Raw genomic sequence first — 12,289 nt, forward strand, 5'->3', positions numbered from 1 at the left:
CGACGTCGGCGCGCGTGTGGGCGTCGAAAGCGTTATCCGTTGGTATCACGGTCGCTGGTGTCATTGGTGGCGGTTTCCCGCTGTGCCAACCACTCCTTATACTCCGCCAAGCTCTTCCGCGAGCGAATCTGATCAGCGACCAGTACCCGCAAGGGGTGCGCATTCGGATCGGGAAGTTTGCCATCCGCAATCCGTTGCAAATTATGCTTCACCTGCACCAACTTTGCCAGCGAATTTAACCCTTTATCTTTCAGCCGCGGTTCCGGCATCGTTGGCGCCATCAGTTCGGCATTGCGCCAACGATTTGGCAAATCTGGCACCAACGAAAGCGCAGTTCCAAGACCCACCATCGCAACGCCAGCTGCAAGCACCCGCTCGGCAGTAAAGCGGCGAGTCACGCCACCCGTGACCATCAGCGGCATTGACGCAACCTGGTTGATCTCTTCCGCAAACTTCAGAAAATACGCTTCACGGTCCAAGGTGTGTTGGTCTCGCGTTTCCCCCTGCATCGCAGGGCTCTCATACGAACCGCCAGACACTTCTACCAAGTCCACCCCCAATTCGCCGAGCATGTGCACTACCTGCGATGCATCCGCGACGTCGAAACCCCCGCGTTGGAAATCAGCAGAGTTTAACTTCACGCCGAGCGCGAAATCTTCCGGCACGGTGGCGCGCACACGAGTGACAATTTCGCGCAACACCTTGCTGCGGCCCAGCAGGTCGCCGCCCCACTCATCCGTACGCAAGTTTGTCAGGGGAGATAAAAACTGAGATAACAAATAGCCGTGGGCGGCGTGCAACTCGACGCCATCAAAACCAGCATCCGCCGCGCGCGAAGCCGTCACAACGAAACGTTCGATGACGTCTTCAATCTCCGCGTGGGTCATCTCCTTCGGAATGGCAAAACGTTTCGAATTTGCGCCCAAGTTCAGCGGTACGGCAGAAGGCGCGAGCTTCACACCTGGCATGCCCCTCCCGATCTGCCTCCCGGGATGACTTAGCTGCATCCACACTTGCGCGCCGCCACTTTTCGCCGCGCGCGCCCACTCACGGAACGGCTCAAGCGGGGCAAACTTATCCAAAACAATGGCATTTGGCGTGGTGCACGCGCGCGCATCCACCATCACATTGCCAGTAATAATCAACCCCACGCCGCCGCGCGACCAGGTTTCATACAGGCGGCATACGCGGCGGTTTGGAAGGTGCTCGCGGCCACCAAGATCCTCTTCTATTGCGGCCTTGGCTAGGCGGTTGCGCAACGGTGCGCCATGAGCAAGTTCTAGCGGCTCGAAAATCTTGGCGGGTGGGGTGCCGGACGAAAGGTCTGTGATGAGCCGCCGCGCCAACGGGGCCGAGGAGGCAGGATTCTGGCCGGTATACAAATTGCGATCAACGACCACAAACGGGCGCAACGGAACCGCCGTCTTTTCGTACACTGCGCCAATCTTGCGGAGCCGGTCTTCCAGTAGCCACGGCGCTTTCCATGCGAACTTATTGAGACGCTCCTCCGTGTTTGAAAGAGCGGTGAGGCGGAAGCCCGCGAACGGGGACGAACCATCCGCCCGCCGCGCTGCTAACAACGCCGCGGGCGCGTGGCACACCAATGCCAGCGGCTTGCCGGATGCAATGCGGCGCGTGAGCAAGGCGCCGGAGGTTTCGTCTACCGCGAGGTCTTCCATCGGGCCGTGGCCGCCGGGATAAAACACCAAATCGAATTCGTCTTCGTCAACGTCTTCGAGTGCGACGGGGTGGTTGAGTTGATCTTGGATGGAATCCAGATACGCTTTGATGCTTTCCCGTTTTTGTTTGGAGCCTGCGGCAAAACCCAGGCTCAACTGGTCAAGGGTGGGCGTTTGGGCGCCGGGGGTGGCGATGACGACGTCCCACCCGGCGTCGGTAAACAGTCGGTGCGGCTCGGCGAGCTCCTCGGCCCAAAACCCAGTGGGGTGCTTGGAGCCGTCCGAGAGCGTCCAGGAATCTGCGGCGGAAACAACAAAGAGAACAGAAGTCATGAAAAAAATCCTTGAATGATGTCGCTGAGGTCTTGAGCAAGTGGATTGGCAGGCGTATCTGGGTGCTGACAGCGATCGGCCAAATGTTTGGTCACGCTCCAGAGCACGCCAGCGGCGAGGAACTCCCAGGTTGCTGTGTCCGAGCGGGGAATTGCATGTAATTCCGGAAGCTCCTGCAGCCAGCGAACGATCAGGTCGATCGAGCCGTTATGGAAATCCGCGCTGCCCGGGCTGGTATGTACGTGGTAGAGGAATTGGTGGTTCGCCTCCATGTGCGCAATCAATGAAGCGAAATGATCCGCGAGGGTGCGGGAAGATGGTGCGGTCGCTTCCGCGGTAAAAATCCGTTCAAGTCGCGCTAAGCCGGCAGCGGCAAATAGCGGCCCTAAGCCGTCAAAATGCTGGTAAAAGGTGGGGCGGCTCATGGCGGCAGTAGTCACGACGTCGGTGACGGTGATGCTGCTGGCGGCACGTTGCCCGAGGAGGTGATCGGCGGCCTCAATGAGCGCTTTTCGGTAGCGAGCGGCCATGGGATTTACTCGCGGTAGAGATTGACGCATGTAAAAAGTCTAACAAATGTAAAAATGTACAAGTGTACATGTACATGTGTACACTCCGGGATATGGCGAATACTAGGCGCGATCCAGTGGGGCGCAAACGAACAATTATTCAGGCAGCGTCCGAACTCATCATGGAGCACGGGCCGCGCGGTGTCACGCACCGAAAGGTTGCTGAACGCGCGGGCGTTCCATTGGGCTCGACGACGCAGTATTTCAGCACGCTGGACGAACTCTTAGCTGCGGCGATGTCCGAGCTTGCGCAAAAGTTCGACGCGGACGTGGAAGCGCTGCGCGTGGTATTGAGGACCTCCACGGATTTACCAAATTCGCTGGCGAAGATGATTTCAAAATATCTTTCGGATCCTGCGCAGGTGCGGAGGGAAACGGTGTTTTTCGCGGCACACACGCAGCACCCGCATTTACAACACCTGGCGAATACGTGGCAGGAGCGCATGGTTGCCGAGCTTGCGGCATATACCTCTCCGCGGGCCGCGCGAGCGGTGGCTACCTACGTCAACGGGTTGACGTTAGAGGCGATTTACCAGGATGTATCCGCTACGCAACAGGAAATTGCGGAAGCGATTGCCAAGTTACTTGAGCTGGAAGCCGGGGAGACTGAAGCCGGGGAGACTACAGCGTGACACGCACACCGGATACGATGACGCGCCGGGGCCGTTGGGGTGCGTTGGCGTTGCTTTCTGGGGGTTTGCTATTGGTGGTCATGGACATGACCATTCTGATTATGGCGCTGCCCAGGCTGGTCGAGGATTTGCAATCTACCGCGACCGAGCAGCTTTGGATCGTGGATATTTATGGGCTGACCCTTGCGGGCTTGTTGATCCCGATGAGCGCATTGGCGGATCGCTACGGCAGGAGACGAATTCTGTTGCTTGGGTTCTTCCTGTTCGGCGCGATATCGGCACTCGTGCTGGTTGCGGAGGCGTCGCTGGCGGTGATCGTGTTGCGTGCATTGCTCGGAGTTGCGGGGGCGATGATCATGCCGACAACCCTTTCGATGGTTCGGAGTGTGTTTCAGGATCCCGAGGAGCGCATGCGTGCGTTGGCGATTTGGTCGCTGACCGCCGGAATCGGGGCGATTGTCGGCCCCATCGTAGGCGGCGGACTATTGGAGGTTTTTGACTGGCAAGCCGCGTTTTTGATCAACGTTCCTGTGTGCATTGTGGTCATCGCAGCTGGCGTCTGGCTGTTGCCGGAAGTGCGGGAGCCGAATCCTCCACGCTGGGACTTCCTGGCGATTGCGTTGTCGATTGCCGGGATGGTTGCCCTCGTTTGGGGAGTTAAAGAACTTGGTAAACACGGTTGGGTGGAGCCGGTGGATTGGGCAAAGCTGTTGGTTGGTGCGGCATTGATGGGCTTGTTCGTCTGGCGGTGCTTAGCGCAAAAGGAGCCGCTGCTGGATGTGCGCTTGTTTTCCAGTAAGCCGTTCACTGCGGGCACATTGACGGCGTTTGCCACTAGCTTCGCCCTTGGCGGAATCTTGTTGTTGGTGGCGCAATGGCTGCAAATCGTGGGTGGTTATTCACCACTCCAGGCGGGTATGGCGCTGTTGCCGCTGGCGCTGGGGTCATTGATCACAACGCCGCTTGCGCCGGACGTCGCAAAGCGAATAGGTGCGCGAAGCACGTTGGTCGGCGGGTTGGTGGTATCCGCGGTGGGGTTGCTGCTGCTGGCGCTGGGTCAGGTGACCGGCTATTGGCAGTTGGTGGCGCCAATGGTGCTGGTCGGCGGCGGAATGGGATCGCTGGCCATCGCTTCGGGGATCGTGATGGGAAGCAGCCCGAAGGCGAAGGCGGGCAACGCCGCAGCCATCGAGGAGTCTATGTACGATCTCGGCGAAGTGTTTGGTGTGGCCATCCTGGGCAGCGTGGCGGCGTCGGTGTACCGCAGCCGGCTGGGCGTTGAGGAACTTGCGCTTGGTTCGGATCGCGGCGCGGTGGAATTCGCCGAAGAGTCGTTGGTTGGCGCGCTGGCGGTTGCGCAGAAGTATGGGCTACCGGAGTTTGCGGAACGGGCGACGGCTGCGTTTAACAGCGGCTTGACGCAGGCTGCGCTCGCCGGAGGGATCGGCCTCATGGTTGTCGCCGCACTGGCATTTGCGCTGATGCCGCGCCATGTTGAGCTTTCCGATGAGGCTCACGGTTAGTTGTGCGGCAAGGGTTGTTCAAGTATGAGTCGGCGACAACGGTTGACGGCCGCCATAATTTCTTGGCGGCGGGGCCGCGCGTAAAGGCCCGGGTGGCCACGATGAGGTGAAATGGCGTCCAGCCCAAGATCGTCGATCTCTGCGCAGAGCTCGCTCACTAGTTCTTCAAGGGTCTGGCCGCCGCACATTTCTGCGATACGGTCGAGGGCGTGGGCGATGCCGGTGGTTTGGGCGGCGTCGATAAGCTGGGTAAGGGCACTGAGCTGGATTATTTCTTTGCCATAGCGGACTTCCGTACGGCCGAGGGCTTTCGCTGGTTTCGTTTTGCCGGGCGCGTGCAACGCTTTTGGAACACGTTCGAAAATGTTGATGGAAGTATCGCTGGTTGTAGGGGGTTTGCCGGCGATCTCGTGGGCGCGTCCGGTCACGTCGCTGGGGCGATAGTCAGTGAGTGCGATGACGTGATCGGCAACACCGAAGAAGGCGCCAGACCCGCCGGCGACGAGGATGGTGGACACGCCCAATGAGTCCCGCAGCGGGCGGATGCGCTGTACAAACGGGGTAATTGGCTCCTCATTGTCGGGGATAAGGCGCTGCATGAGCTCGTCGCGGATCATGAAGTTGGTTGCGGAGGTATCTTCATCGATCAGTAGTGCGCACGCGCCGGCCTCGACAGCCTCCATGAGGTTGGTGGCCTGCGAGGTTGAGCCGGAGGCGTTTGTGGTGTGGAACTGGCGTGTGTTTGTGCCGGACGGCAAATTGCTGATGAACGCGGAGATGTCAACGCCGGTGACCGCCCGACCGTCTTCCGCGCGGATTGCGGTGGCGCTCGGGCGGGTGATCACCCATTCGCGGCCGTCGCCGGCAATGTGTGGATAGACACCTCGTTCGATGGCGCGCAGGAGGGTTGATTTGCCGTGGAAGCCGCCACCGATAATGACGGTGATTCCCTCTGGAATGGCCATGCCTGTGGCCGTGCGGCCACTCGGAAGCTCGAAGCTTTGTTCAAGGGAAGCCGGGCTTTCGAATGCGGTGGCGCCTTCTTCTAGGGGGAGGTCGGAGTCGCCCGCGCGCCGCGGCAATATGGAGCCATTGCCTATAAAAGCGATGAGGTTGCGCTTGGCCAGTTGCCGCCGGAGGGCCTGTTGGTCCCGCAACAATGCCACGTGATCGGCGAGTTCCTGCTGGTCAAGCTCCGCGAAAACGAGGCTTTTGCGGACGATTCTAGGCAGTGCGGTGGTGAGCAGATACGCGGCTTCGCGCCCGCGGATTCTGCGGCCGCTTGCGGGCAGCGCGACGGTAATGCGTGCTTCGATCGTAGTTTCGGAAAAGGCGATGGTGGTGCGCTCGAGGATGGCTTGCCCCGGGTGGCCAATGCTGATCGCTTGTATGTCCCGCGTGTGGTGCGCAAACAATCTGGTGAGGTAATCCGCGGTGGCGAGGCGGCCCTCGCGATCGCACAGTAATTCGTCTGGAAAGTTTGCGGCTTGGCGGTCGATAATTACGCGCATAAGTGACGGCGGCGCGTAGGGGTCCGCTTGTACTCGGTCGATTACCAGCGTGGTGTGATTGTCTAACGGATACTTGCCCCGCAGGTTTTTGTATACGCCGTAGTTCTTGCCATCCAGATGGTGTAACGTTTCAGAAAGCTGTGAGCTGCGGCGATAATTGCGAATGGGGCGGGACATGGCAATATCGTATAGCAGAAATAGGTAGTGTTGGTCACATTTTTAAAAGAACGTCGAACTTCGTTCGGCGAGCCGAGGCTAGCTCGCCGCTGAGTTATTTGCCGGGTGGTGGCACCATGCCCAGCAACCAGGGGCATATCGCACAGGTCAGCGAAGATTTATGTGGGCCTAGTCTTCGGGGGTGTGCTCCGCTTCGCGGTGCAGCAAACTATCCTTAAGCTCCGGACCGTAGCGGAACCCGCCGACTGAACCATTTTTTGGGAGCACGCGGTGGCAAGGGATAAACAACGCCACCGCGTTATTCGCGCACGCGCTCGCCGCGGCTCGGGCCGCCCGGGGATTGCCCGCACGCGTGGCTAAATCGGTGTACGAAATGGTGGCTCCGGGTGGCACGGCACGCAGCTCCGCCCAACAGCGTTGGATAAATTCCCCGCCGTGCTGCTGTACTGGTGTTGGCGTCGGGGCGTCGTGCGCGCCCGCGTAATAGCTGTGGACTGCCTCGACGAAGGGGCGAGTGGCGTCGCCATCGCTGACGAGTTCGCTGGGTTGGAGGTCGGCGTGGACGCGGGACAGCAAGTCATCGATGTCTGTGGTCCAGCCCGCGGCGATCACCCCGCGCGTCGTGCTGATCACCGTAAACGGACCATCCGGGGTGGCAATCGTTTCGTAATGTGCGGTGGTCATGGGTACCTCCGAAGGTGTCAGCACGGCGCCGGAACCAGCTCCCTACTTGTCGCCGTAGCGTTCGATGAGCTGCGCCTGGACCTCGCGGCGGCGGATCTTGCCAAGCTGGTCGCGCGGCATTTCGTCGAAATGGTAGAAGGTGCGCGGAACCTTATAGCGGGTGAGCAGGCCACGGCAGTACTGTTTCAGCCCTTCAGGGTCCATGGCGCCGCCCTCCACGAGGGTAATGGCCGCAACTACGTTTTCGGATCCATCCTCGCGTGGCATGCCCACGACGGCGGCGTCCTCAATATCCGGGTGGCCGATCAGCACTTCCTCCACCTCGGCGGGGTAGACGTTAAAGCCGCCGGTAATAATCACTTCCTTGATGCGGGCGACGAGGCGGATAAAACCGTCCGGCTCCATCACGCCCACGTCCCCGGTGCGGTACCAACCATCATGGAAGGAGTTTTCGGTTGCTTCCGGCTGGTTGAGGTAGCCCTTAAACACTTGCGGGCCGCGCACCAGCACCTCGCCTTCCACGCCGTCCGGCTGGGTTTCACTGAGATTTTCGGGGTTGGCGATGCGGATGCGGGTGTCTGGGAACGGGATACCCACATAGCCTGGACGGCGGTCTGGGGTCATTGGATTCCCCACAATAATCGGCGAGGTTTCCGTCAGGCCGTAACCTTCCACGAGGAGGCCGCCGGTGATGTTCTCCCAGCGCTCAACGGTACGCACCGGCAGGGTGGAGGCGCCGGAAAACGCGTTGCGGACGCCGGAGACATCGATGCGTTGCGCCGTCGCGGCGTCGACAATCTTTTCGTACAGTGTGGGCACGCCGGGCACCCAGGTAGGGGTGCGCTTTTTCATGATGTCCATGATGAGCTTTAAATCCGGCGCAGGCAGCAGCATAATTTCCGCGCCAACGTACACGCCGAGCGTGGCCACCATCGTCAGGCCGTACGCGTGGAACATTGGCAGCGCTCCGAGCATGCGTTCGTTTTGGTCGCCGAGTCCGGGCACCCACGCTTTGCCCTGCAACAGGTTGGCAAACAGGTTGCCGTGGCTGAGCTGCGCGCCCTTCGGCGTGCCGGTGGTGCCGGAGGTGTACAGGATGAGCGCGATGCTGTCGCGGGTGACATCCGCGTTGGACATGATGTCGTGCCCGTCTCCGCCGATCGCCGAACTGATCAGGGTTTCCCACGGTACGGAGTTCGGTGCCGGCGCGCTCAGTTTCGCACGTGCTTTCATGAGTGCGGGGAGCGGCAGCTTGAGGGCGAGCTGCTTGGCGCGCGGCATGGCGGTGATCATATTGACGGAGACGATCGTCTCCAGGTGGGTGGTATCGCGCAGGCGTTCCAGGGTGGCGGCGGCCTTGTCCCAGCAGATAGCCACCCTCGCTTGATGGTCCGCGAACGGGTGCTCCAACTCGTGCGCGGTATACAGCGGGTTGTGCTCGACCACCGTGGCGCCGAGTTTGAGCACCGCGTAGAAGGCGATGAGGTGCTGGGGGCAGTTGGGGAGCATGATTGCCACGCGGTCGCCAGGGCGCACGCCGAACGCTTTTAATCCGGCGGCGGCGCTCCGCACCTGCCGGTCCATCTCCGCATAGGTTTGCGTCCGCCCGAAAAAATAGGTGGCGGTCTTGTCGGCGTTGACGGCGAGGTTGTTGTCGTAGATATCTAACAGCGTGGTTTCGCCGTAGTCCAGGGTGTGTGGTGTCCACTCCGCGTAGTGTTCAAGCCATGCCTTGGTTTCGGATGCCGACATCTACTGTGTCCCTTCGTTGAGCCCAGGCCATTAAGTTACCCAGGCGTAACTTCATTCAGATTAATTCAGTCTTACCATGAGCTTATTGCGCACGTCGCGGCAGGGTCGGACGGCGTGGCACAACTAGACTCGTATCCATGCGCATCGCGATGATCTCAATGCATACCTCTCCATTACAACAGCCCGGTTCAGGTGATGCAGGCGGAATGAATGTATATATCTATTCCACTGCACGTGAGTTGGCGCGGCAGGGGGTGCAGGTGGACGTGTACACCCGTGCGACACGCCCCAGTCAGGGGGAAGTGGTGCACGTGGCACCGAACTTCAGAGTGATCAATATCATTTCCGGCCCGTTCGAGGGGTTGGACAAAGAGGCGCTGCCCACGCAACTGGCTGCGTTTGCGGGCGGAGTGTTGGTGTATGCGCGTTGCCACCAGCTGACCTACGACGTGTTGCATTCGCACTATTGGTTGTCCGGCCAGGTGGGCTGGTTGCTGCGGGATTTGTGGCAGATTCCACTGGTACATACGGCGCACACGTTGGCGGCGGTGAAAAACGCCTATCGTGCGGAGGGGGATTCGGCGGAGTCGGAGGCGCGGCGAATTTGCGAGCAGCAATTGGTGGATAACGCCGATGCGCTGGTGGTGAACACCCACGAGGAGTCGCTGGATACACAGCGGCATTACGACGCCCCGGCGGACAAACTTGTGGTGGTGCAGCCCGGCGCGAACGTGGAGCTGTTCCACCCGGGTAACGATCGTGCCACTGAGTGCGCTCGCCGTGAGCTGGGTATTCCCTTGGATTCGAAGGTCGTGGTGTTTGTGGGGCGTTTGCAAACCTTTAAGGGGCCACAGGTGCTAATCAAAGCCACTGCCGAGTTGTTCCGCCGCGACTCGGACCGGAATTTGACGGTGATTGTGTGCGGTGGCCCGTCCGGCCCGCACGCGACCCCGGAAACCTACCAGGAGTTGGCGCGGGAGTTGGGGGTTGCGCGCCGCGTGCGGTTTATGAACCCCCGTCCGCCGGAGGAATTGGTAACGCTGTATCGGGCCGCGGATATTGTGGCCGTACCCAGCTACAATGAGACGTTCGGGTTGGTTGCGGTGGAGGCGCAAGCTTCGGGTACGCCGGTGGTTGCCGCCCGCGTGGGCGGTTTGCCGATCGCCGTTGCGGAGGGGGAGACGGGCTTGCTGGTGGAATCGCACGATCCGTTGGATTGGGCCGACGCCCTTGCCCAACTCCTCGATGACAACGACACCCGCATTCGAATGGGGCGCGACGCTGTCGAGCACGCCCGCCAGTTTTCTTGGTCACTCACCGCGTCGAATCTGCTTTCGTGTTACACGCAGGCGGTGAGTGAGGCGCCGAATAGTTGCTACGACCGGCGGGCTCGCGGCTAGTTCGCTTTGCGACGCCGCTGCCCCCACCGTTCGGCGACGTGTGCGGCGAGGAAGTGGCACAATCGGACTTATGACTACTGGAAAGCTCATTCTTCTGCGCCATGGTCAGAGCGAATGGAACGCCTCCAACCAGTTCACTGGTTGGGTGGATGTCGCCCTGACTGAAAAGGGGAAGGAAGAGGCGAAACGCGGCGGCGAGCTGCTGCGCGAAGCCAACCTTCTGCCCGACGTGTTGTATACCTCCCTGCTGCGCCGCGCGATCAGCACTGCGCACATCGCCTTGGAAACCGCCGACCTGCTGTGGATCCCTGTGGTCCGTGACTGGCGGCTCAACGAGCGCCACTACGGCGCCCTGCAGGGCCTGGATAAGGCGGAGACCAAAGCCAAGTACGGCGATGACCAGTTCAAAGCTTGGCGTCGTTCCTACGACACCCCGCCACCGCCGCTCGATGAGGATAGCGAGTACAGCCAGGCGCACGACCGTCGCTATGCGGACCTTGAGAAGGTGCCCAACACCGAGTGCTTGCTGGACGTGGTGAATCGCTTCATCCCGTACTACGAGGAAGAAATCCGCCCCCGCGTCCTCCGCGGCGAAACCGTGCTCATCGCAGCTCACGGCAACTCCCTGCGCGCGCTGGTGAAGTACCTTGACAACATTTCGGACGAGGACATCGCCAACCTCAACATCCCTACCGGTATCCCGCTGGTGTATGAGCTGGACGCCGACGGCAAGGTGCTCAACCCGGGTGGCACCTACCTGGACCCTGAGGCCGCAGCCGCAGGTGCCGCAGCCGTAGCAGCACAAGGCAACAAGTAAACCCGCAGTGCTGTATTTTTTCCTCGGCGTCGCCTGCACGGTGATCGCCTGGGCGGTGTACCGCTGGTTCCTCCGCGGGATCCGGCGGCGCATCCTTCGCCGCCGCAAAGCGGCAACCCTGGCTGCCCGTGACATCAACACCATCAGCCAGGTTCTTCACCTAGCGGTCCAAGGTTCCCCGACCGGGGTCACCGTCGTGGACCGCAATGGTGACGTCGTTCTTTCCAACGCCCGTGCTCACGACATGGGGATCGTGCGCGAACGTACACTCAACCCGGACGTTTGGGCGGAAGCGTTGAAAGTGTACGAGGACCACGAATCACGCACCTTGCCGATGGAAATCCCGCGCCGCAAAGGTGCCTCGCAAGTCACGGCGGTGCAGGCGGTGATTCAGCCGCTCACGCGCGTGGACTCCCGCTTTGTTGTGGTGTACGCCACTGATGAATCCGAAAATGTGCGCATGGAATCCGCTCGCCGCGACTTTGTGGCGAATGTCTCCCATGAATTAAAAACCCCGGTTGGGGGCATGGCGTTGCTTGCGGAAGCACTCATCGAATCCAAAGACGACCCAGATACCGTGGAGCACTTCAGCCAGCGGCTTGTGCGGGAGGCGCACCGGTTGGCCGATATGATCACCGAACTGATCTCGCTTTCGAAGCTCCAGGGCGCCGAAGCGCTGCCTAATATGCAGCAGGTGTTGGTGGATGAGGTCATCGACGAAGCCATTGCCCGCAATCAACTCGCGGCCGAAAACGCCGAAATTACGGTGAGCCGTGATGCCCCCGGTGGGTTGCTCGTGCTTGGGGACAAGAACCTCCTTGTCACAGCTGTGGCGAATCTGTTGAGCAACGCGATTAATTATTCCCCGCGCTCTACGCCGGTGACGGTGAGCCAGGAACTTGTCGACGAGGACACTGTGTGGATCCGCGTTGCCGACCGCGGTATTGGTATTTCGCCGGGGCACCAGCACCGCGTATTCGAACGTTTCTTTAGGGTAGATAAGGCGCGTTCTCGGTCGACCGGGGGTACGGGGTTGGGGTTGGCGATTGTGAAGCATGTGGCAGCGAACCACGGTGGGGAAATTTCGTTGTGGTCGCGCCCCGGCAAGGGCTCCACGTTTACGCTCGAACTTCCGCTCTACAAGCCGGAGAAGCGGACTATACTTACCGATGACCTTTCGGACGATTTGACCCTTCCGGAACCAGGATAATT

The 12,289-nt window shown here is 60.5% G+C and carries 10 protein-coding genes; 5 read left to right on the forward strand and 5 right to left on the reverse strand.

Going from position 1 to position 12,289, the window contains the following annotated elements; translation table 11 throughout:
• Positions 1-32 precede the first annotated feature (32 nt).
• Complete coding sequence (locus tag Q4D83_RS11205; RefSeq protein ID WP_368502218.1) at positions 33-2,012, reverse strand: DJ-1/PfpI family protein; 1,980 nt, start codon at positions 2,010-2,012, stop codon at positions 33-35.
• A complete protein-coding gene (locus Q4D83_RS11215) occupies positions 2,009-2,572 on the reverse strand; it encodes a TetR/AcrR family transcriptional regulator (RefSeq protein ID WP_303175399.1) in 564 nt (187 codons plus the stop codon). The genes Q4D83_RS11205 and Q4D83_RS11215 overlap by 4 nt, the downstream gene beginning before the upstream one ends.
• Positions 2,573-2,634: 62 nt before the next feature.
• On the opposite strand from Q4D83_RS11215, the gene Q4D83_RS11220 reads away from it, so the two are divergent.
• A complete protein-coding gene (locus tag Q4D83_RS11220) occupies positions 2,635-3,213 on the forward strand; it encodes a TetR/AcrR family transcriptional regulator (protein ID WP_303175400.1) in 579 nt (192 codons plus the stop codon).
• A complete protein-coding gene (locus tag Q4D83_RS11225) occupies positions 3,210-4,736 on the forward strand; it encodes an MFS transporter (protein ID WP_303175401.1) in 1,527 nt (508 codons plus the stop codon). Before Q4D83_RS11220 ends, Q4D83_RS11225 begins: the two co-directional genes overlap by 4 nt.
• Here Q4D83_RS11225 and Q4D83_RS11230 read toward each other — a convergent pair.
• The 3 genes from Q4D83_RS11230 to Q4D83_RS11240 form a co-directional block, all read right to left on the reverse strand.
• Positions 4,733-6,424 carry an ABC-ATPase domain-containing protein gene (locus Q4D83_RS11230; protein ID WP_303175402.1) on the reverse strand — a complete coding sequence of 564 codons (1,692 nt, stop codon included), beginning with the start codon at positions 6,422-6,424 and terminating at the stop codon, positions 4,733-4,735. The two genes, Q4D83_RS11225 and Q4D83_RS11230, sit on opposite strands and share 4 nt — an antisense overlap.
• A 168-nt stretch (positions 6,425-6,592) precedes the next feature.
• Positions 6,593-7,108, reverse strand: coding sequence for a methylated-DNA--[protein]-cysteine S-methyltransferase (locus tag Q4D83_RS11235; RefSeq protein ID WP_303175403.1), 516 nt, complete (start codon positions 7,106-7,108; stop codon positions 6,593-6,595).
• Positions 7,109-7,150: 42 nt separating this feature from the next.
• Positions 7,151-8,860 (reverse strand): long-chain-fatty-acid--CoA ligase, encoded by a 1,710-nt coding sequence (locus tag Q4D83_RS11240; protein WP_303175404.1) that lies wholly within the window; start codon positions 8,858-8,860, stop codon positions 7,151-7,153.
• Between the two features lie 137 nt (positions 8,861-8,997).
• On the opposite strand from Q4D83_RS11240, the gene mshA reads away from it, so the two are divergent.
• The 3 genes from mshA (at position 8,998) to Q4D83_RS11255 (ending at position 12,287) form a co-directional block, all read left to right on the forward strand.
• Positions 8,998-10,260, forward strand: a complete 1,263-nt coding sequence (gene mshA, locus Q4D83_RS11245; protein WP_303175405.1) for a D-inositol-3-phosphate glycosyltransferase — start codon at positions 8,998-9,000, stop codon at positions 10,258-10,260.
• A 70-nt stretch (positions 10,261-10,330) separates the two neighbouring features.
• Entirely contained in the window at positions 10,331-11,077 is a 747-nt protein-coding gene (locus Q4D83_RS11250) for a phosphoglyceromutase (protein ID WP_303175406.1), read from the forward strand.
• Between the two features lie 40 nt (positions 11,078-11,117).
• Entirely contained in the window at positions 11,118-12,287 is a 1,170-nt protein-coding gene (locus tag Q4D83_RS11255) for a cell wall metabolism sensor histidine kinase WalK (protein WP_303175472.1), read from the forward strand.
• Positions 12,288-12,289: the final 2 nt, after the last annotated feature.

Origin of the sequence: Corynebacterium sp. (assembly GCF_030532715.1) — a bacterium.
In the GTDB taxonomy this organism is placed as follows: Bacteria; Actinomycetota; Actinomycetes; order Mycobacteriales; family Mycobacteriaceae; genus Corynebacterium.